At 60.7% G+C, this 18,552-nt stretch carries 19 protein-coding genes, 4 tRNA genes and 1 pseudogene; 13 read left to right on the forward strand and 11 right to left on the reverse strand.

Annotated features, from left to right (window positions below):
• Positions 1-63 precede the first annotated feature (63 nt).
• Complete coding sequence (locus J4E63_RS01485; protein ID WP_046065043.1) at positions 64-1,080, reverse strand: outer membrane protein assembly factor BamD; 1,017 nt, start codon at positions 1,078-1,080, stop codon at positions 64-66.
• 150 nt (positions 1,081-1,230) lie between these two features.
• Here J4E63_RS01485 and rluD point away from each other — a divergent pair, with 150 nt between their 5' ends.
• From rluD to J4E63_RS31130, 9 genes and pseudogenes are all read left to right on the forward strand, one after another.
• Positions 1,231-2,193 (forward strand): 23S rRNA pseudouridine(1911/1915/1917) synthase RluD, encoded by a 963-nt coding sequence (rluD, locus tag J4E63_RS01490; protein WP_192263756.1) that lies wholly within the window; start codon positions 1,231-1,233, stop codon positions 2,191-2,193.
• The gene (gene pgeF, locus J4E63_RS01495; RefSeq protein ID WP_207280850.1) at positions 2,190-2,915 is read left to right on the forward strand and encodes a peptidoglycan editing factor PgeF; all 726 of its coding nucleotides are present in this window, start codon (positions 2,190-2,192) and stop codon (positions 2,913-2,915) included. Before rluD ends, pgeF begins: the two co-directional genes overlap by 4 nt.
• A gap of 129 nt (positions 2,916-3,044) precedes the next feature.
• Complete coding sequence (clpB, locus tag J4E63_RS01500) at positions 3,045-5,609, forward strand: ATP-dependent chaperone ClpB (protein WP_053125348.1); 2,565 nt, start codon at positions 3,045-3,047, stop codon at positions 5,607-5,609.
• A gap of 299 nt (positions 5,610-5,908) precedes the next feature.
• Positions 5,909-5,984: transfer RNA gene (locus J4E63_RS01505), tRNA-Asn, on the forward strand.
• A 7-nt stretch (positions 5,985-5,991) separates the two neighbouring features.
• A tRNA-Pro gene (locus J4E63_RS01510) sits at positions 5,992-6,068 on the forward strand.
• A 5-nt stretch (positions 6,069-6,073) separates the two neighbouring features.
• Positions 6,074-6,149: transfer RNA gene (locus J4E63_RS01515), tRNA-Lys, on the forward strand.
• Positions 6,150-6,242: 93 nt separating this feature from the next.
• Positions 6,243-6,319: transfer RNA gene (locus J4E63_RS01520), tRNA-Pro, on the forward strand.
• 146 nt (positions 6,320-6,465) lie between these two features.
• A pseudogene (locus tag J4E63_RS31125) lies at positions 6,466-7,236 on the forward strand (MCP four helix bundle domain-containing protein); the annotation flags it as partial.
• Positions 7,228-8,091: a methyl-accepting chemotaxis protein gene (locus tag J4E63_RS31130; RefSeq protein WP_371915892.1), complete on the forward strand. Its 864-nt coding sequence runs from the start codon at positions 7,228-7,230 to the stop codon at positions 8,089-8,091. The pseudogene J4E63_RS31125 and the gene J4E63_RS31130, both read left to right, overlap by 9 nt.
• A 152-nt stretch (positions 8,092-8,243) precedes the next feature.
• On the opposite strand, the gene J4E63_RS01530 is transcribed toward J4E63_RS31130, so the two are convergent.
• From J4E63_RS01530 to J4E63_RS01545, 4 genes are read right to left on the reverse strand one after another with little or no spacing between them, the layout of a single operon-like run.
• Positions 8,244-9,542 (reverse strand): NAD(P)/FAD-dependent oxidoreductase, encoded by a 1,299-nt coding sequence (locus J4E63_RS01530; protein ID WP_192263746.1) that lies wholly within the window; start codon positions 9,540-9,542, stop codon positions 8,244-8,246.
• 60 nt (positions 9,543-9,602) lie between these two features.
• Complete coding sequence (locus tag J4E63_RS01535) at positions 9,603-9,776, reverse strand: DUF3094 family protein (RefSeq protein WP_039593877.1); 174 nt, start codon at positions 9,774-9,776, stop codon at positions 9,603-9,605.
• Positions 9,777-9,828: 52 nt separating this feature from the next.
• Positions 9,829-10,356: an MOSC domain-containing protein gene (locus tag J4E63_RS01540; protein ID WP_060740575.1), complete on the reverse strand. Its 528-nt coding sequence runs from the start codon at positions 10,354-10,356 to the stop codon at positions 9,829-9,831.
• Positions 10,353-10,979, reverse strand: a complete 627-nt coding sequence (locus J4E63_RS01545) for a DUF1780 domain-containing protein (RefSeq protein WP_025215531.1) — start codon at positions 10,977-10,979, stop codon at positions 10,353-10,355. Before J4E63_RS01545 ends, J4E63_RS01540 begins: the two co-directional genes overlap by 4 nt.
• A gap of 133 nt (positions 10,980-11,112) precedes the next feature.
• On the opposite strand from J4E63_RS01545, the gene J4E63_RS01550 reads away from it, so the two are divergent.
• Positions 11,113-11,799 (forward strand): energy-coupling factor ABC transporter permease, encoded by a 687-nt coding sequence (locus J4E63_RS01550; protein WP_060740576.1) that lies wholly within the window; start codon positions 11,113-11,115, stop codon positions 11,797-11,799.
• A 63-nt stretch (positions 11,800-11,862) separates the two neighbouring features.
• Positions 11,863-12,078 carry a hypothetical protein gene (locus J4E63_RS01555; RefSeq protein WP_053125334.1) on the forward strand — a complete coding sequence of 72 codons (216 nt, stop codon included), beginning with the start codon at positions 11,863-11,865 and terminating at the stop codon, positions 12,076-12,078.
• On the opposite strand, the gene yacG is transcribed toward J4E63_RS01555, so the two are convergent.
• Genes yacG through pilB form a run of 5 tightly spaced genes read right to left on the reverse strand, consistent with a single transcriptional unit; the run spans position 12,075 to position 16,692 of the window.
• Complete coding sequence (gene yacG, locus J4E63_RS01560) at positions 12,075-12,281, reverse strand: DNA gyrase inhibitor YacG (RefSeq protein WP_057450865.1); 207 nt, start codon at positions 12,279-12,281, stop codon at positions 12,075-12,077. The two genes, J4E63_RS01555 and yacG, sit on opposite strands and share 4 nt — an antisense overlap.
• The gene (coaE, locus tag J4E63_RS01565; RefSeq protein WP_072411773.1) at positions 12,278-12,901 is read right to left on the reverse strand and encodes a dephospho-CoA kinase; all 624 of its coding nucleotides are present in this window, start codon (positions 12,899-12,901) and stop codon (positions 12,278-12,280) included. The genes yacG and coaE overlap by 4 nt, the downstream gene beginning before the upstream one ends.
• Positions 12,901-13,770 carry an A24 family peptidase gene (locus J4E63_RS01570; protein WP_207280852.1) on the reverse strand — a complete coding sequence of 290 codons (870 nt, stop codon included), beginning with the start codon at positions 13,768-13,770 and terminating at the stop codon, positions 12,901-12,903. The genes coaE and J4E63_RS01570 overlap by 1 nt, the downstream gene beginning before the upstream one ends.
• A 1-nt stretch (position 13,771) precedes the next feature.
• The gene (locus tag J4E63_RS01575) at positions 13,772-14,989 is read right to left on the reverse strand and encodes a type II secretion system F family protein (RefSeq protein ID WP_207280854.1); all 1,218 of its coding nucleotides are present in this window, start codon (positions 14,987-14,989) and stop codon (positions 13,772-13,774) included.
• A gap of 2 nt (positions 14,990-14,991) precedes the next feature.
• The gene (gene pilB / locus J4E63_RS01580) at positions 14,992-16,692 is read right to left on the reverse strand and encodes a type IV-A pilus assembly ATPase PilB (protein WP_207280856.1); all 1,701 of its coding nucleotides are present in this window, start codon (positions 16,690-16,692) and stop codon (positions 14,992-14,994) included.
• A gap of 223 nt (positions 16,693-16,915) precedes the next feature.
• Here pilB and J4E63_RS01585 point away from each other — a divergent pair, with 223 nt between their 5' ends.
• Positions 16,916-17,323 (forward strand): pilin, encoded by a 408-nt coding sequence (locus J4E63_RS01585; protein ID WP_207280857.1) that lies wholly within the window; start codon positions 16,916-16,918, stop codon positions 17,321-17,323.
• Positions 17,324-17,590: 267 nt separating this feature from the next.
• Entirely contained in the window at positions 17,591-17,944 is a 354-nt protein-coding gene (locus tag J4E63_RS01590; RefSeq protein WP_103310593.1) for a BON domain-containing protein, read from the forward strand.
• A 311-nt stretch (positions 17,945-18,255) separates the two neighbouring features.
• On the opposite strand, the gene J4E63_RS01595 is transcribed toward J4E63_RS01590, so the two are convergent.
• Positions 18,256-18,552: a DUF2845 domain-containing protein gene (locus J4E63_RS01595; protein ID WP_060740581.1), complete on the reverse strand. Its 297-nt coding sequence runs from the start codon at positions 18,550-18,552 to the stop codon at positions 18,256-18,258.

Raw genomic sequence — 18,552 nt, forward strand, 5'->3', positions numbered from 1 at the left:
CAATAAAACCCAGGCACAAAAAAGGGAGACCGCTGGGTCTCCCTTTTTACTGAGGCCTTGGCCTCAGTCGAACACGCCGAAGGTCATGTAGCTGAACCAGGAACGGTCGCTGGACTCGTTCTCGGGCTCTTCTTCTTCGATCACGTCGCCATTTTCATCCTTGGGCTTGAGTTCGTTCGGGATGGCTTCCTTGGCATCCTGGAACTGACGCTGCACGTCCTGGTTGGCGCGGGTTTCGCCCGGCGGCAGCGGTGGACGGGACTCGATCAGGCCCAGGGTCGCCTTGCTCAGCCACGAACGGTTGTCGGCTTCGTCGACCCGTGGGGTGAACTGGCCATCGACCAGCGACGGGTGATCCGGGTAGTTCAGCTTGAGGGTTTCCAGGCTGGTGGCCGCCAGGTCGTCCAGGTGCAGGCGCTGGTAGGCTTCGGTCATCACCGCCAGGCCATCACCCACCGAAGGGGTTTCCTGGAAGTTTTCCACCACGTAGCGGCCACGGTTGGCGGCGGCGACGTAGGCCTGACGGGTCAGGTAGTAGTCGGCTACGTGGATTTCGTAGGAGGCCAGCAGGTTGCGCAGGTAGATCATGCGCTGCTTGGCGTCCGGCGAGTAGCGGCTGTTGGGGAAGCGGCTGGTCAGCTGGGCGAACTCGTTGTAGGAGTCGCGCGCGGCACCCGGGTCACGCTTGGTCATGTCCAGCGGCAGGAAGCGCGCCAGCAGGCCGACGTCCTGGTCGAAGGAGGTCAGGCCCTTGAGGTAATAGGCGTAATCGACGTTCGGGTGCTGCGGGTGCAGACGAATGAAGCGCTCGGCGGCGGATTTGGCGGCTTCCGGCTCGGCGTTCTTGTAGTTGGCGTAGATCAGCTCCAATTGGGCCTGATCGGCGTAGCGCCCGAACGGATACCGTGACTCCAGCGCCTTGAGCTTGGCGGTGGCGCTGGTATAGCTGTTGTTATCCAGGTCGTTCTGCGCCTGTTGGTACAGTTCGACTTCGCTCAGGTTTTCGTCTACGACTTCCTTCGACGAGCAAGCAGCAGTCAATGCGAGGATGGCGATCAGCAGCAGGTGTTTCACTTGCATGGCGGCTTGCGTCCCTATGACGGCCGCTGTCTTGGGCGGGGCCGTCCTGTTATGATGAGCGCCCCGTTGAAAGCCTCGGGGCAAAAGACGCCGTATTTAACCACAAGCGCGCAGCCGAAACCAAAGGCTGTGCCGACGCCCAGTCCGAGCATGTCCGATAAAATAGAACTTCGCGCAGAGGTGCCGTCCGAATTGGGCGGCCAACGCCTCGATCAAGTCGCCGCACAACTCTTTGCCGAGCACTCTCGCTCGCGCCTTTCCGCCTGGATCAAGGACGGCCGCCTGACTGTGGATGGGGCGGTGATTCGTCCGCGCGACATCGTCCATGGCGGCGCCATCCTCGAACTGACTGCCGAGCAGGAGGCCCAGGGAGAATGGGTCGCCCAGGACATTGCCCTGGACATCGTCTACGAAGACGATGACATCCTGGTGATCAACAAGCCTGCGGGCCTGGTGGTGCACCCGGCGGCCGGTCATGCCGACGGCACGCTGCTCAACGCCTTGCTGCACCACGTACCGGACATCGTCAATGTGCCCCGTGCCGGCATCGTCCATCGCCTGGACAAGGACACCACCGGCCTGATGGTCGTGGCCAAGACCATCCAGGCGCAGACACAGCTGGTCACACAGCTGCAAAGCCGCAGTGTCAGCCGCATCTATGAATGCATCGTGATCGGGGTCGTCACCGCCGGTGGCAAGATCAACGCTCCGATCGGTCGTCACGGCCAGCAGCGCCAGCGCATGGCGGTGATGGAAGGTGGCAAGCAGGCGGTCAGCCACTATCGTGTGCTCGAGCGTTTCCGTTCCCACACGCATGTGCGGGTCAAGCTGGAAACCGGTCGTACCCACCAGATCCGTGTGCACATGGCCCACATCAACTTCCCGTTGGTGGGCGACCCGGCTTATGGCGGTCGTTTTCGCATTCCGCCAGCCGCCAGCCAGACCATGGTCGAATCGCTGAAGAATTTCCCGCGCCAGGCACTGCATGCGCGTTTCCTGGAGCTTGATCATCCGACGACCGGCAAACGCATGAGCTGGGAATCGCCGCTGCCGGATGATTTCGTCTGGCTGCTGACGTTGCTCAAGCAGGACCGCGAGGCGTTCATCGGATGAGTGCCTGGCTGACACCCGACTGGCCCGCGCCGGCCCGGGTCAAGGCCTGCGTCACCACCCGCGAGGGCGGCGTCAGCCTGGCGCCGTTCGACAGCCTCAACCTGGGCGACCATGTAGGCGACGACCCCACGGCCGTCGCCGAAAACCGCCGTCGTCTCATCGATCAATTCCTCATCACTCCGGCCTGGCTGCAGCAGGTCCACGGCATTGCCGTGGTCGAGGCTGACCCGACCCAGGTGGCGACCGCCGATGCCAGTTGGACCGCCACGCCGGGTATCGCTTGCACGGCGATGACCGCCGATTGCCTGCCGGTGCTGTTCTGCAACCGTGCCGGCACCCGCGTCGCCGCAGCCCATGCCGGTTGGCGTGGGCTGGCGAACGGTGTGCTGGAAGCCACCCTCGACAGTCTTGCCGTACCTGCGAATGAGATCCTGGCCTGGCTCGGCCCGGCCATCGGGCCGCAAGCGTTCGAAGTCGGGCCGGAAGTGCGTGAAGCCTTCATCGCGCAACTGCCTGAAGCGGTAAAAGCCTTTGCCGCGAGCCCCAATGCCGGCAAGTTCCTCGCCGACATCTATCAGTTGGCCCGCTTGCGGCTGTCGGCGCGCGGTATCACCGCGGTGTACGGCGGTGGCCTCTGCACCGTGAACGACCCACGTTTCTTCTCCTACCGGCGCAACCCGCGCACCGGCCGCTTTGCCTCGCTGATCTGGATCGAACGCTAGACTTCCCTGACCTGCATCAAGGCTGCGCTGCTTGAAACTTCCAGAATCGACCACATCTATAAGGGTATCTGGCAGGTTTCTTCATTCAGGATGTGTTTAGGTCCGGCCTGCTCAAAAGGAAGGTGACCCATGCGTATTGATCGTTTAACCAGCAAATTACAATTGGCCCTGTCCGATGCCCAGTCCCTGGCCGTCGGCCTGGACCATCCCGGTATCGAACCGGCGCATTTGATGCAGGCCATGCTCGAACAGCAGGGCGGCTCCATCAAGCCCCTGTTGATGCAGGTCGGCTTTGACGTCAACAGCCTGCGCAAAGAACTGGCCAAGGAGCTCGACCAGTTACCCAAGATCCAGAATCCGACCGGTGACGTGAACATGTCCCAGGATCTGGCGCGACTGCTCAACCAGGCCGACCGCCTGGCCCAGCAGAAGGGCGACCAGTTCATTTCCAGCGAATTGGTGCTGCTCGCCGCCATGGACGAGAACAGCAAGCTCGGCAAGCTGCTGCTCGGCCAAGGGGTGAGCAAGAAAGCATTGGAAAATGCCATCAACAACCTGCGTGGCGGCGAAGCGGTCAACGACGCCAATCACGAGGAGTCACGCCAGGCGCTGGACAAATACACCGTCGACCTGACCAAGCGCGCCGAGGAAGGCAAGCTCGACCCGGTGATCGGTCGTGACGATGAAATCCGCCGCACGATCCAGGTGCTGCAACGCCGCACCAAGAACAACCCGGTGCTGATCGGTGAGCCAGGCGTGGGTAAAACCGCCATCGCCGAGGGCCTGGCCCAGCGCATCATCAACGGCGAAGTGCCGGACGGCCTCAAGGGCAAGCGCCTGTTGTCCCTGGACATGGGGGCCTTGATCGCCGGTGCCAAGTACCGTGGCGAGTTCGAAGAACGGCTCAAGGCTTTGCTCAATGAACTGTCCAAGCAGGAAGGGCAGATCATCCTGTTCATCGACGAACTGCACACCATGGTCGGTGCGGGCAAGGGCGAGGGTTCGATGGACGCCGGCAACATGCTCAAGCCTGCGTTGGCCCGGGGCGAGTTGCACTGCGTCGGCGCGACCACGCTCAACGAGTACCGCCAATATATAGAGAAGGATGCGGCGCTGGAGCGGCGCTTCCAGAAAGTGCTGGTGGAGGAACCGAGCGAAGAAGACACCATTGCCATCCTGCGCGGCCTTAAAGAACGCTATGAAGTTCACCACAAGGTGGCGATCACCGACGGCGCGATCATCGCCGCGGCCAAGCTCAGCCACCGCTACATCACCGACCGTCAATTGCCGGACAAGGCCATCGACCTGATCGACGAGGCGGCCAGCCGCATCCGCATGGAGATCGACTCCAAGCCGGAAGTGCTGGATCGCCTGGAGCGGCGCCTGATCCAGCTCAAGGTCGAGTCCCAGGCCCTGAAGAAAGAAAGCGACGAAGCGGCGAAGAAACGTCTGGAAAGGTTGCAGGAAGAAATCGTTCGTCACGAGCGTGAGTATTCCGACCTCGAGGAAATCTGGAACTCGGAGAAAGCCGAGGTCCAGGGTTCGGCGCAGATCCAGCAAAAGATCGAACAGTCCCGCCAGGAACTGGAAGCGGCTCGCCGCAAAGGCGACCTCAACCGCATGGCCGAGCTGCAGTACGGGGTGATCCCGGACCTGGAGCGCAGCCTGCAGATGGTCGACCAGCACGGCAAGAGCGAAAACCAGTTGCTGCGCAGCAAGGTCACCGAGGAAGAAATCGCCGAAGTGGTGTCCAAGTGGACCGGCATTCCGGTCTCGAAAATGCTCGAGGGCGAGCGCGACAAGCTGCTGAAGATGGAAAGCCTGCTGCACCAGCGCGTGATTGGCCAGGAAGAAGCGGTAGTAGCGGTTTCCAACGCTGTGCGCCGGTCCCGCGCCGGGTTGTCGGACCCTAATCGTCCAAGTGGCTCGTTCATGTTCCTCGGCCCGACCGGCGTCGGTAAAACCGAGCTGTGCAAGGCGCTGGCCGAGTTCCTCTTCGACACCGAAGAGGCCATGGTGCGCATCGACATGTCCGAGTTCATGGAGAAGCATTCCGTGGCACGGCTGATCGGTGCGCCACCGGGTTATGTCGGCTATGAAGAGGGTGGCTACCTGACCGAGGCTGTGCGTCGCAAGCCGTACTCGGTGATCCTGCTCGATGAGGTCGAGAAGGCACACCCGGATGTGTTCAATATCCTGCTGCAAGTGCTGGAGGATGGTCGCCTGACCGACAGCCACGGACGTACGGTGGACTTCCGCAACACGGTGATCGTGATGACCTCCAACCTGGGCTCGACACAGATCCAGGAGTTGGTGGGCGACCGTGAGGCGCAGCGCGCGGCGGTGATGGACGCGATCTCTACCCACTTCCGCCCGGAATTCATCAACCGGGTCGACGAAGTGGTGATCTTCGAGCCGTTGGCCCGGGATCAGATTGCCGGCATTACCGAGATCCAGTTGGGTCGCCTGCGCAGCCGCCTCACCGAGCGCGAGCTCAAGCTGCAATTGAGCGACGAGGCCTTGGACAAGCTGATTGCGGTGGGTTACGACCCGGTCTATGGCGCGCGGCCGCTCAAACGAGCGATCCAGCGCTGGATCGAAAACCCGCTGGCGCAGTTGATTCTGTCCGGTCGCTTCATGCCGGGCGAAACCGTGACCGGTACGGTGGAGAACGACGAAATCGTCTTCAACTGAAGGCCGGCTCTGCCGACGATGGAAATGGCCTTGCCTTGCAAGGCCATTTTTTTCATCAGGCCGTTGAACTCAAAGGAAAAGGCTTGTAAAGTGCGCCCCGCAGTACGTCACCCCAAGGGCGACTTCTCACTGAGAAGGAATCCAAAATAAGTTGCAAATCATTGTCTTGAAAGCAATTTAAGGGGTTGACAGAGGTTTTGAAGATTGTAGAATAGCGCGCCTCAGACACACGAACGCAGCGATGCGTAAGAGTAGAAGAGGTTGAAGCTAGCTTCAACGTTGTAACTTGAAATATCAGTTCCGTGATAGCTCAGTCGGTAGAGCAAATGACTGTTAATCATTGGGTCCCAGGTTCGAGTCCTGGTCACGGAGCCATTTCAATCGGGGTATAGCGCAGTCCGGTAGCGCGCCTGCTTTGGGAGCAGGATGTCAGGAGTTCGAATCCCCTTACCCCGACCATATTTGGGTCGTTAGCTCAGTTGGTAGAGCAGTTGGCTTTTAACCAATTGGTCGTAGGTTCGAATCCCACACGACCCACCATTTTTGAAACCAGTTCGCTGGAATCGAATCTTAAGATCAGAGGCCAAAAGCGCTGATCGAGAAGGCGACTTGCGAAGGTCGCCTTTTTTTTACCGGGGTATAGCGCAGTCCGGTAGCGCGCCTGCTTTGGGAGCAGGATGTCAGGAGTTCGAATCCCCTTACCCCGACCATATTTAAAATCCTCGTATCGAAAGATACGGGGATTTTTTTTGCCTGCAATAAAGTGGACTGACTTAAGTCGTCGTATGACCTGCCGATAACCCAGCGACAGGGGCGTGGCCCCACCTCAGGCCAACAATAAGAAAAGGCACCCTTTATGGTTCTTCGTCAGTTGAATATTGCCCCGCGTGCCGCGTTGGGTTTTGCCTTGATTGCTTTGCTGGTGGCGTTGCTCGGGGTATTCGCGCTGGCGCAGATGTCCAGCATCCGTGACAGTGAAGTCGCCGTGGAAACCCAATGGCTGCCCAGCATCCGTGGAGGTGATGAGATTCGCGAGTGGATGCTGCGTATCCGCACGATTTCCCTGCGCATGGCCTTGGACCAGGACCCGAAGAACATCCCGGTGTACCGCGGACAAATGGACACCCGCGATAAAGAACTGGGCGAAAAAATCGCTGCCTACGAAAAACTCGTCGTCACGCCTGAAGGCAAGGCCCTCTATGACCAGTTCAAGCAGACCTTCGCCGCTTACCGTACCGGTATCGCGCAATCCTTCACCCTGGCGGAGCAGGGGCGTCGGGACGAGCTGATCAAGCTGTTGCTGGTGGACATGAAGACCGTGGTAGACGGATCCGGCAAGCAGCTCAATGACTTGGCGGAGTTGTTCTCCAAACAGGTGTCCATCGAGAGTCAGAAGTCCCAGGAGCACTACGCCAATTCCCGGATGATCGTCAGCCTGTTCGTGGTGCTCGCGGCCCTGGCCACGGTCGTGCTGGCCATGCTGCTCACACGCAGTATCGTCAAACCCTTGGGCGAGGCGCTGAATGCCGCTGAGAGCGTGGCCCGAGGCGACCTGACCCGACCGATCGAGACCCATGGCAACGACGAAGTGAGCCGCTTGCTCAAGGCGCTGGCGACCATGCAGCAGAACCTGCGGGAAACCCTGCAAGGCATCAGCGGCTCGGCTGCACAGCTGGCCACCGCCGCTGATGAGCTTAACGCCGTCACGCTCGACAGCACCCACAGCCTGCAACAACAGAATAACGAAATTGAACAAGCTGCCACGGCGGTCACTGAAATGACCACGGCCGTGGAAGAGGTCGCGCGCAATGCGGTTTCCACCTCCGATGCCACGCGTCAGTCCAGTGAATCGGCGTCCCTGGGGCAGCAGCGGGTCAGCGACACGGTCGATGCCATCGGCGCCCTTGCCAGCGATGTGCAGGTGACGGGTGGGCTGGTGCAATCGTTGGCCAACCAATCGCAGGATATCGGCAAGGTGCTGGATGTGATCCGCGCCATCGCCGAGCAGACCAACCTGCTGGCCCTCAACGCCGCCATTGAAGCGGCCCGGGCGGGTGAGAGCGGACGTGGGTTTGCGGTGGTGGCGGACGAAGTCCGGGCGCTGGCTTATCGCACGCAGCAATCGACCCAGGAAATCGAACAAATGGTCCAGGGCATGCGCAGCGGTGCCACCCAGGCACTCGATTCCATGCAGGCCAGTTCCAGTCGCGCCGCCAGCACCCTGGCCATGGCGGAGCGGGCAGGGGATGCGCTGCAGACCATAACGGCCTCGGTCAATGAAATCCACGAACGCAACCTGGTCATCGCCAGCGCCGCCGAAGAACAGGCGCAAGTGGCCCGCGAGGTGGATCGCAACCTGGTGAACATTCGTGATTTGTCGGTGCGCTCGGCCTCCGGTGCGGACCAGACCAGTGCCTCCAGCCATGAGTTGTCGCAACTGGCGAATTCGCTGCGCACGATGGTGCAGCGGTTTCAGGTTTGATTGAGGGTTAAGCACTGCCTGTGCCGCCCTCATCGCGAGCAAGCTCGCTCCCACAGTTGATCGCGGTCATCCTGTGGGAGCGAGCTTGCTCGCGATGGCGATGGATCATTCAGCCTCGATATTGCTGATCCAGCGCAATCGTCAGTCAGGCCTCAGTGCAACTTCAGCCTAGGCTCGGTCCCGCGCCCGATCTTGCTGCCCAGCATCAGCATGGCCGTGCGGAACATCCCGTACAGCGCCATCTGGTGCATGCGGTACAGCGAGACGTAGAACATCCGCGCCAACCAACCTTCGAGCATTACGCTGCCGGTCAGGTTGCCCATCAGGTTGCCCACCGCGGAGAACCGCGACAGCGAAATCAGCGAGCCGTAGTCGGTGTATTTGTAGTCGGGCAGGGCCTTGCCTTCGATTCGCAGCTTCAGGGATTTGGCCAGCAGCGAGGCCTGCTGGTGCGCGGCCTGGGCGCGGGGCGGAACATTGCGATCGCTGCCGGGTTGCGGGCAGGCGGCGCAATCGCCGAAGGCGAAGATGTTCTCGTCGCGGGTGGTTTGTAGCGTCGGCAGCACTTGCAGCTGGTTGATCCGGTTGGTCTCCAGTCCGTCGATGTCCTTGAGGAAGTCCGGGGCGCGAATCCCGGCGGCCCAGACTTTCAGGCTCGCGTCGATCACTTGGCCGTCCGCGGTAATCAGGCTGTCGGCGGTCACTTGGCTGACGGAAGCGTTGGTCATGACGTTGACCCCGAGTTTCTCCAGGGTCTTGTGCACCGGTCCGCCGATACGCTCCGGCAGCGCTGGCAAGACCCGTGGGCCCGCCTCGATCAGGGTGATGTGCATGTTCTCCGGTTTGATCCGGTCCAGGCCATAGGCGTGCAGTTCGTGAGCGGCATTATGCAGCTCGGCCGCCAGTTCGACACCGGTCGCACCGGCGCCGACGATGGCGACGCTGATGCGTTCGACAATATCGGTCTGTCCGGCGTGGGCACGCAGATAGTGGTGGAGCAATTGCTGATGGAAGCGCTCGGCCTGCTTGCGGGTGTCGAGGAACAGGCAGTGCTGCGCCGCGCCTTCGGTGCCGAAGTCATTGGTGGTGCTGCCGACGGCAATCACCAGGCTGTCGTAGCCCAATTCCCGAGCCGGCAACAGCTCGACGCCCGCCTCGTCATAGGTGGCGGCCAGCTGGATTCTCTTGCGCTCCCGGTCCAGGCCGCTCATGCGCCCAAGCTGGAACTCGAAATGGTTCCATTTTGCCTGGGCGACGTAGTTGAGTTCGTCTTCGGAAGAGTTCAGGGAACCGGCAGCCACTTCATGCAGCAGGGGTTTCCAGATGTGGGTCAGGTTCGCGTCGACCAGCATCACACTGGCCGTACCACGCTTGCCCAGAGTCTTACCCAGACGGGTAGCCAACTCCAGACCGCCGGCGCCGCCGCCAACGATGATAATACGATGAGTCATGGGGATATCTCGCAAGGCTAAAGGAATTCGGTGCCGTTACCCGAGCGAGCGCCAAGCGGCTCATAGCGTCAGGTAACTGATCAGTCGGCTCAACAGGCCCAGGCCAATCGTGATGGCCAGTACCACCACCAGGAGCATCCACGGCCGGAAAGGCCGGCGCTCGACTCGGTGCTGGGACAGTTGCAGGTACTCTTCGACATGCTTCTGGTCATCTGGGTTCAGGCGGCTGGTCATAAAGGCCTCGTCAGGTAGACGTTGCGAAAGGTGAAGGCGTTACAGCGTCCGGCTAGCCGGCATTGAAAGCAGCGTAGCCGCTCGCCGGCACAGGTTCGACGCTCAGGCTGTCGTCCAGGCGAATGATTCCACTTTTTAACACCCGGGCGGTGATTCCGCCATGGCCGCGTACGGCCTGGAACGTACCTTCGCCGAGGTTTCGCTCCAATCGGGCGCAAGGCTGGCACCAGCCGGTGGTTTCGAAGATGGCTTGGCCGATGCGAAAGCGCCGGCCCTTGAGGCTGAACAGATTGATGCCGCTGACCACTATATTGCGTCGCAGCTCCTGTGGCAGCACCGGCTGGTCCTCGGGGCGGCCCATCAGCGAGCCGATCACGGCCAGGTGCTCCCATTGGATCAACGTCACTTGTCGCGCATTGCGCACACCGGGGCGGGCATGATCGCCGGTCAGTCCGGCTTCCAGGCGGGCCTCCACGGCGTCCAGTTCGATCATCGGCGCGTGACCCTGGGGGCGCACGCCAATCCAGCGTACGCGGCCCTGCTGCGGCACGGCGGCGATCAGTTCCTGCAATGGGCTCACAGGCTGATCCCGACGTCGAACACGATGCTGCGCCCCAGGTTGCCTCGCAAAAAGTCCGGCGCGTCGGGGTGGGCGAACAGCACCCGGGCAAACGTCGGCCCCACCAGCGACAGCGAGCGCCAGCCCTGGCGCAGGTATTCGGTCGGCGGTGGAAAGTGACTGTTGAGGTCCAACACTTCGCGCTTGAGGCTGGCGAAGGCGATGATGTCCAGGTCGCCCAGGTCCATGCCGCGCTCGGTGTAGTTGTGGGCTTTCTTGCGCAGGGTCGGGGCCAGGCGCATCAGGAATTCATTGGCCGGGATTCGCCGCGGTTTGGCCTCGCGACGCACCAGTTGGCTCAGGGAAAAGGCGCTGCGGCGACGTTGCAGTTCATCGCGCCATTCGTCATTGAGACGGCGGCCCTCGTCGAGCACGAAAAACACCTCGAAATTGGCATCGCGAAACAACACGTCCGGTGGCTCGCCGGCCGGGGCGAACTCGTCGGCGCGATAAGGCACGTTCAGCCCTTGCAGCAGACGCTGGCAGACCCAACGCTCACGCTCCCATTTGCGGGCATTGGAGAGAAAGGCGTTGGCTTGCTCGGCCGCGATGGTCAGCAGGCGTAAATAATCGGAATCATCCATGAGCCCAAGCTTAGCGTTCAATTGCGACAAGCTGAAAGCGTTGCGTGGATTAATGGACGTTATGGGTGGGGGTGTAGACTGCTGGTTTGAAGTAACCCTTGTTTGAGACAAGGGCAAGCGAAAGGAGTAGTCCATGATCGGTGCTGAACTGCTATCACCGCAAACCCTGGCGGTCGGTTGGCTGGTTTATGTGCCGGTGTTGGCCTGGGCTGTGGCGCGGGCACCGTGGGTCGAGCTGTTCACGGACAGCCGTCGCCAGCATCTGCTGTTCGGCACGGTGCTGGCGTTGTTCATGCTGTGGCTGGTGCGACGGGATTTCGATACGGGTGTCTCGTATCATTTCATCGGCATGACCGCCGTGACGCTGCTGCTGGACTGGCCATTGGCGATCCTGGGTGGCCTGTGCGCGCAGATGGCGCTGGTGCTGCTGGGGCGTCAGGACATGGCGGCGGTCGGGGTCAACGGTGCGCTGCTGATCCTGCTGCCGGTGTTGATCACCGAATGTTGCGCAATCCTGGTGGAGCGCGCCCAGCCGCGTAACCTGTTTGTGTATATCTTTTGTTCGGGGTTCCTGGCCGCCGCGCTTTCGGCATTGGCCTGTCTGCTGCTGGGGCTCGGTTTGCTCTGGTACGACGGCCTGTTTGCCATGCCTTACTGGCTGGAGGACTTCATCGGCTACCTCTGGCTGATCATTTTTCCCGAAGCGTTCATCAACGGCATGGTGATCAGTGCGTTGGTGGTGTTCAGCCCCGAATGGCTGGAAACCTTCAACCGCACGCGCTACCTGTCGGCACCGTGGAACGATGATGACAAGCCTTGATTCACGTCAAGGCTGCCCCACCGCACGCCCTGCATGCTCTGGAAAACTTCCAGGAGTACAACCATGAGTGTTTATGAGTGGGCCAGGCAAGAGATCAGGCGTAGCCACGATGCCGCAATGGAGATCGGTTTCGACCCGGGCTTGAGCCTGCGTGCCTTGCTCAGTGCGATCGTGCAGCAGAGCAAGACAGTACGCAGCGCTGAAGACCTAGCCGACGAGTTGAGTTTCCTGGCGGAAAACCTCGACGACGAACAGGACTACGGTTTCATGCGGCCTTAGTGATGTGAGCGAGGCTCGAAATCTTCGCTGAACAGCTCATCCTCGGCGTCGGGGCTGACCGGGATCTTGTGTTCTTCCGACGCCCAGGCGCCGAGGTCGATCAGTTTGCAGCGATCAGAACAGAACGGCCGGAATGTGCTCTGCGGGCTCCATTCCACAGGGGCGCCACAGGTTGGGCAATCAACGGTTGGGGTTTGGCTCATGAGTGGCCTCCACGCAAAGTAAGGTAAAAGTGATGCAGGCGCTCGACCTCGCTGTGCAGCCAGGCGAGGTCGCGATCATTGACCACCACGTCGTCGGCATGGCTCAGGCGATCCTGGCGGCTGGACTGGGCCTTGAGGATCGCCTGGACCTGCTGTTCGCTGGTCTGGTCGCGCTGCAACGTACGTTCGATCTGCAGTTGTTCCGGCGCATCGATCACCAGGATCCGCTGGGTCATGGCGTACTGCCCTGACTCGATCAGCAGCGGCGACACCAGGATCGCGTAGGACGATTGTGCCTGAGCCAGGTGATGGGCGATTTCCTCGGCGATCAGCGGATGCAGCAGTGCTTCGAGCCAGCGGCGTTCATCGGCATGCTCGAAAATCAGCTTGCGCAGCGCCGCCCGGTCCAGGGCACCGTCGGCCTGCAATACGCCAGGGCCAAAGTGCTCGGCGATTTTCGCCAGCGCCGGGCGCCCGGGTTCGACCACCCAGCGTGCCGCATGATCGGCGTCGATGACGTGCACACCCAGATCGATGAAATGCTGGGCCGCCGCGCTCTTGCCGCTGCCGATGCCACCGGTCAGGCCGAGAATCCAGGGTTTTTCCAGAGGGGTATTCATTAGAAACCGACAGACTGCCAATAGAAGTCGGTTATTTGACCACCCCAGAGCAAGGCAATCCAGCCGGCAATGGCCAGATAAGGTCCGAAGGGGATCTGCGTCGACCCGGGCGCATCACGCAAGCGCAGCACAATGACCCCGATAACGGCGCCCACCAGCGACGACAACAGCAGCGTCAGCGGCAGGACCTGCCAGCCGCCCCAGGCGCCCAGCATCGCCAGCAGCTTGAAGTCCCCGTAGCCCATGCCTTCCTTGCCGGTGATCAACTTGAACACCCAGAACACCGACCACAGCGCCAGGTAGCCGGCCACCGCGCCCCACATCGCCTGGTCCAGGGAAACGAACAGCCCGAAGCTGTTGACGATCAAGCCCAGCCACAACAACGGCAACACCAAGCTATCGGGCAGCAGTTGATGCTCGGCGTCGATCAGGCTCATGGCCAGCAGGCCCCAGGTCAACACCATCACCATCGCGGCGTGCCAGCCAAAGCCAAAATGCCAGGCGACGAACGCCGACAATGCGCCGCAGGCCACTTCGGTCAGGGGGTAACGCTTGCCGATGGGCGCGGCGCAGCTCGAACAGCGGCCACGCAGCATCAGGTAGCTCAACAGCGGAATGTTCTCCCAGGCGCGGATGCGATGGCCGCAGTGCGGGCATTGGGAATGGGGCAGCATGAGGTTGTAGACCGGGCCCGGGGTTTCGGCCGGCAGGCCCAACAGATCGTGGGCTTGCAGGCGCCATTCGCGGTTGAGCATTTTCGGCAGGCGCCACACCAGCACGTTGAGGAAACTGCCGACGATCAGGCCGAGCAATGCCGCAACAAGCACGAAAGCCACGGGATACAGCACGAGAAATTCGCTCAGGGGCATGTCAGATCGCAGAGCCGAGTTGAAAGATGGGCAGGTACATGGCAACCACCAGGCCACCGACGACGACCCCCAGGATCACCATGATGAAGGGTTCCATCAGGCTGGTGAGGTTGTCCACCAGATTGTCCACTTCGGCCTCATAAAAACTCGCCACTTTGTCGAGCATGTCGTCCAGCGCGCCGGATTCCTCGCCGATGGCGGTCATCTGGATGGCCAGGTTCGGAAAGATCCCTGACGCGCGCATGGAAAAATTCAACTGCATGCCAGTGGAGACGTCCTGGCGGATGCGCTGCACGGCGCGCTTGAACACCACGTTGCCGGTGGCGCCCGATACCGAGTCGAGGGCTTCGACCAGCGGCACACCGGCGGCGAATGTCGTCGAGAGCGTGCGGGCGTAGCGGGCCACGGCGGACTTGTACATCAAGGCGCCTATCAGCGGTAGCTTGAGTAGCCATTTATCGCGCCAGTCACGAAAGCGCTCGGAACGCCTGAGGGCGTATTTCACGCCAAAAAATGTCCCCACAAACCCGCCAAGCACCACCCACCACCAATCCTGCAAGAATTCCGACAGGCCGATGACCATTATCGTGAAGGCCGGTAGCTGTGCGCCGAACCCTGAAAAGACCGATTCGAACTGCGGCACCACCTTGACCAGCAGGATGCCGGTGACCACCGCAGCGACGAGTATCACCGCCGTCGGGTAGGTCATGGCTTTCTTGATCTTGGCCTTGAGCGCTTCGCTCTTTTCCTTGTAGGTCGCGACCCGATCCAGCAGCGTATCCAGGGCACCGGCCTGTTCACCGGCATCCACCAGGTTGCAGTACAAATCGTCGAAGTACTGCGGGCATTTGCGCAGCGAGGCGGCGAAGCTGTTGCCGGCGGCGACTTCCTGTTTCACCTGGTCCACCAGCTTGCGCATGTTGGCGTTCTCGAAGCCTTCGCCGATGATGTCGAACGCCTGCAACAGCGGCACGCCAGCCTTGAGCATCGTTGCCATCTGGCGGGTGAAGAGGGCGATGTCCAGCGGCTTGATGCGCTTGCCCTTGCTGAATATCGAGGTGGATTTCTTGCGCACCTTCTCCGGGTTGATGCCTTGTTTGCGCAGTTGTGCCTTGACCAGGGCCGGGCTCTGTCCCGTCAGTTCTCCGGTCATTTTCGCGCCTTTGCGGTCTTTGCCTTCCCACGTATAGACGTCGGTTTTTACTGCCTTGACCGCCATGCTCAATCCTTGGTGACCCGGTTGATTTCCTCGAGGCTGGTGACGCCCTGCATCACTTTGAGCAGCCCCGATGTGCGCAGGTCATTGAAGCCGTCCTTGCGCATTTGCAGATCGATTTCCAGCGAGTTGCCCTCGGCCATGATCAACCGTTGCAGCTCGGGCGTGTTCTTGACCACTTCGTAAACCCCCACGCGCCCTTTGTAACCGAGGTTGCATTGTTGGCAACCGACCGGCTCATAGATCGTGAATGTGCCGATGCGTTCCCGGGGGAAACCTTCCTTGAGCAGGGTTTCCTCGGGAATCTCGATGGCTTTCTTGCAGTGGGCGCAGAGCTTGCGCGCCAACCGTTGGGCGATGATCAGGTGCACGGCGGTGGCGATGTTGAACCCTGGAATGCCCATGTTCTGCAAGCGGATCAGGGTTTCGGCGGCGCTGTTGGTGTGCAGTGTGGAGAGCACCAGGTGCCCGGTCTGGGCGGCCTTGATGGCGATTTCGGCGGTTTCCAGGTCGCGGATCTCGCCGACCATGATCACGTCCGGGTCCTGGCGCAGGAATGAGCGCAGGGCCTGGGCGAAGTCCAGCCCCTGGCGCGGGTTCACGTTGACCTGGTTGATGCCTTCCATGTTGATCTCCACCGGGTCTTCGGCGGTGGAAATATTGATGTCCACGGTATTGAGGATATTCAGCCCGGTGTACAGCGACACGGTCTTGCCCGAGCCGGTCGGGCCGGTGACCAGGATCAGCCCTTGCGGTTGCTTGAGGGCGGCCATGTACAGGTCTTTCTGGTCCGGCTCGTAGCCCAGGGCATCGATACCCATCTGCGCACTGGAGGGGTCGAGGATCCGGATCACCACTTTTTCGCCCCAGAGCGTCGGCAGGGTGTTGACCCGGAAGTCGATGGACTTGGTTTTCGACAGGCGCATTTTCAGCCGGCCGTCCTGGGGTTTGCGCCGTTCGGAAATATCGAGGCTGGCCATGACTTTCAGGCGGGCGGCGATACGGGTCGCCAGTTGGATCGGCGGCCGGGCCACTTCCCGCAGCATGCCGTCGGTGCGCACCCGCACCCGGTAGATTTTTTCGTAAGGCTCGAAGTGCAGGTCGGAAGAGCCGCCCTTGATCGCGTCCAGCAGCATCTTGTTGACGAAACGCACCACGGGCGCGTCGTCGGTGTCCTGGCCGCCGATGGCGTCCTGTTTGGAGTCGTCGATCGATTCGATGTCCAGACCGTCCAGGTCGACATCGCCCATGCCTTCCAGGCCCGTGCTATTGGATTCGAAAAACTTTTCGATGGCGTCGCTGAGCTTGTCGTCCTCCACCAGGATGGCTTCGGTGGTCAGGCCGGTACTGAATTGAATGTCATTGATGGCTTGGTGATTGGTGGGGTCGGAGATGCCCACGAACAACTTGTTGCCGCGTCGCCACAGCGGCAGGACGTGATGTTGGCGCACCAGTTTTTCGCTGACCAGGCCCGTGGGTTGGGTTTCCTTGTCCAGGCTGTTGAGGTCCAGCAGGGCGACGCCGAAATGCTCCGAGGCGATCTCCGCGACCTGGCGGCTCTGGACCAGTTTGTTCTGCACCAGGTAGCTGACCAGGGGGATGCGACTGCGTTGGGCCTGTTGATACGCCTGTTGCGCACTTTGCTCGGTGAGCAGTTCAGCCAGCACCAATTGCTTGGTCAGGCCGCTGAGGGCGATGTCATTCATGGGGATTCCGGCGGCGGACAGTTCATGACTTATAGCCTAGTCAAGCATCGACGCCAAACCAGCGAGCCAGGGTGACAAAAAACGTCAGATAGTGCGGTTGTTGAGGTAGGACGTCGCCGTTGTGCGGGTTCAACCCCTTTATTGATGGCGCTTCAGGGTTGGCATGTGCCCTGCAACGGCCATTTCAGGTCATGAGATTTCGACTCATGCATGGGAGATGTCTATGAGTAAGCAAAAGGGCTTTACGCTGATCGAGCTGCTGATCGTCGTGGCGATCATCGGCATCCTGGCGACTTTTGCGTTGCCGCAGTACTCCAGGTATCAGGCGCGGGCGAAGGCTACCGCCGGGCTGGGGGAAATCTCGGCGCTGAAGGTCGCGTACGAGGATCAGATGAATCAGGGAGTGACTCCAACGTTGACCCTCATGAACGCCCCGACTACAACCAACAACTGCACAATTTCGCTAACAGGTACGGCTACGTCGGCAGGCTCTATCGTTTGTACCCTTCTGAACGCCCCTGCCTCCATAGCAGGGAAAACGATCACCCTCAGCCGTGATGTCAACGGCGCTTGGACATGCGCATCCAACGCACCCAAGGAATACCTGCCGACCGCTTGCCCTGGCACCTGATACTCGTGCGACGAGGGGGGCCGCTCCCTCGCTGTGCAAACCCTTCTTGATTCATCAGCTTAGCGGCAAGGCAGAATCGGCAAGTTGCATGTTGAAAATGGGAGGCTCATGCAATTTGCATGATTGTGAATTTCGCCGCTTCGCTTAACTAATTGATTTATAAAGGATTATTTTATTTACAAAACCTGGCACGGCCTTCGCACTATTCCTGATAACCCTGCCGGGATGCACCTCCGGCAGTTTCTGAGAAAAACAGGAGTTACTCGTATGAAGAAGTTCGCTATCACTGCCGCCGCTGCTACCGCACTGACCCTGACCATGGCTAGCGCATTCGCCGAGACCACTCAAGCAACTCAGGCTCCTATGATGCTGGCCGCAGGCGAAGTGACAGAGGCCAAGGAAGCTACCTCCGATACCTGGATCACCACCAAGGTCAAAGCTGACCTGGTCACCGAAAAAGGTATTCCAGGTACCGACATCAAAGTCGAAACCAATAAAGGCGTTGTTTCGCTGTCGTCCACTGTTGCCGTAACTGACGCTCAGAAAACCACCGCCGTGGCAATCGCCAAGAAAATCAAAGGCGTCAAGGCCGTATCGGCTGACGGCCTGAAAGCCGAGTAAGGCTAAGACTTCTCGCCTGGACTGGGAGAGGGCGCGGCAAGCGGGCTGAGTCATACGTTTGTCGTTGCTTTGGAGTTCATGCGAAAGGCCACAGGGACGTGGCCATTACAGGCCCCCGGCATTCGTGCCGGGGGCCTGTTCTATTCTGGGATGGACCAATCTGTGGGTCAGCGGTTGCGGATTAGTCTCTAGGGTCGAGTTGCCGCCATCGCGAGCAAGCTCGCTCCCACATTGTTTTGGGTGATCTCGACATCAATGTTCACCGCTGTCCTCCTGTGGGAGCGAGCTTGCTCGCGATGGTGGCGGCACATTCAGCGCCCCCGCTTGCTGGTGATCTGCACCAGCCGATTCCCCTCGAAGCGCAGGTACTGATACATGCCGCTGTTGGGCCCGTAGGTCCATTCCTCCACCGGGTATTCTTCCCGGCGATTGACACTGCGTTTATAGCCCAGGTCATCCCGCGCCACAGGCTGCCCGCACTTTTGCAGCACTTCGCTGGAGCGGTCACCGACGCTGATCAACTGGCTGCCGCAGCGCAGCGTATCGGCCGCCGACGCTTGGCCGGCGGCGAGCAATAGACCCAGGCTGAGCCCGTACACACACTTCAT

The organism is Pseudomonas sp. FW300-N2F2, assembly GCF_017351655.1.
In the GTDB taxonomy this organism is placed as follows: Bacteria; Pseudomonadota; Gammaproteobacteria; order Pseudomonadales; family Pseudomonadaceae; genus Aquipseudomonas; species Aquipseudomonas fluorescens_AA.

Excerpts from the sequence above, each read along its gene's own strand:
- J4E63_RS01485 (WP_046065043.1), bottom strand. The coding sequence starts at position 1,080 with ATGCAAGTGAAACACCTGCTGCTGATCGCCATCCTCGCATTGACTGCT.
- rluD (WP_192263756.1), top strand. The coding sequence starts at position 1,231 with ATGTCCGATAAAATAGAACTTCGCGCAGAGGTGCCGTCCGAATTGGGC.
- pgeF (WP_207280850.1), top strand. The coding sequence starts at position 2,190 with ATGAGTGCCTGGCTGACACCCGACTGGCCCGCGCCGGCCCGGGTCAAG.
- clpB (WP_053125348.1), top strand. The coding sequence starts at position 3,045 with ATGCGTATTGATCGTTTAACCAGCAAATTACAATTGGCCCTGTCCGAT.
- J4E63_RS31130 (WP_371915892.1), top strand. The coding sequence starts at position 7,228 with ATGCAGCAGAACCTGCGGGAAACCCTGCAAGGCATCAGCGGCTCGGCT.
- J4E63_RS01530 (WP_192263746.1), bottom strand. The coding sequence starts at position 9,542 with ATGACTCATCGTATTATCATCGTTGGCGGCGGCGCCGGCGGTCTGGAG.
- J4E63_RS01535 (WP_039593877.1), bottom strand. The coding sequence starts at position 9,776 with ATGACCAGCCGCCTGAACCCAGATGACCAGAAGCATGTCGAAGAGTAC.
- J4E63_RS01545 (WP_025215531.1), bottom strand. The coding sequence starts at position 10,979 with ATGGATGATTCCGATTATTTACGCCTGCTGACCATCGCGGCCGAGCAA.
- J4E63_RS01550 (WP_060740576.1), top strand. The coding sequence starts at position 11,113 with ATGATCGGTGCTGAACTGCTATCACCGCAAACCCTGGCGGTCGGTTGG.
- J4E63_RS01555 (WP_053125334.1), top strand. The coding sequence starts at position 11,863 with ATGAGTGTTTATGAGTGGGCCAGGCAAGAGATCAGGCGTAGCCACGAT.
- yacG (WP_057450865.1), bottom strand. The coding sequence starts at position 12,281 with ATGAGCCAAACCCCAACCGTTGATTGCCCAACCTGTGGCGCCCCTGTG.
- coaE (WP_072411773.1), bottom strand. The coding sequence starts at position 12,901 with ATGAATACCCCTCTGGAAAAACCCTGGATTCTCGGCCTGACCGGTGGC.
- J4E63_RS01570 (WP_207280852.1), bottom strand. The coding sequence starts at position 13,770 with ATGCCCCTGAGCGAATTTCTCGTGCTGTATCCCGTGGCTTTCGTGCTT.
- J4E63_RS01575 (WP_207280854.1), bottom strand. The coding sequence starts at position 14,989 with ATGGCGGTCAAGGCAGTAAAAACCGACGTCTATACGTGGGAAGGCAAA.
- pilB (WP_207280856.1), bottom strand. The coding sequence starts at position 16,692 with ATGAATGACATCGCCCTCAGCGGCCTGACCAAGCAATTGGTGCTGGCT.
- J4E63_RS01585 (WP_207280857.1), top strand. The coding sequence starts at position 16,916 with ATGAGTAAGCAAAAGGGCTTTACGCTGATCGAGCTGCTGATCGTCGTG.
- J4E63_RS01590 (WP_103310593.1), top strand. The coding sequence starts at position 17,591 with ATGAAGAAGTTCGCTATCACTGCCGCCGCTGCTACCGCACTGACCCTG.
- J4E63_RS01595 (WP_060740581.1), bottom strand. The coding sequence starts at position 18,552 with ATGAAGTGTGTGTACGGGCTCAGCCTGGGTCTATTGCTCGCCGCCGGC.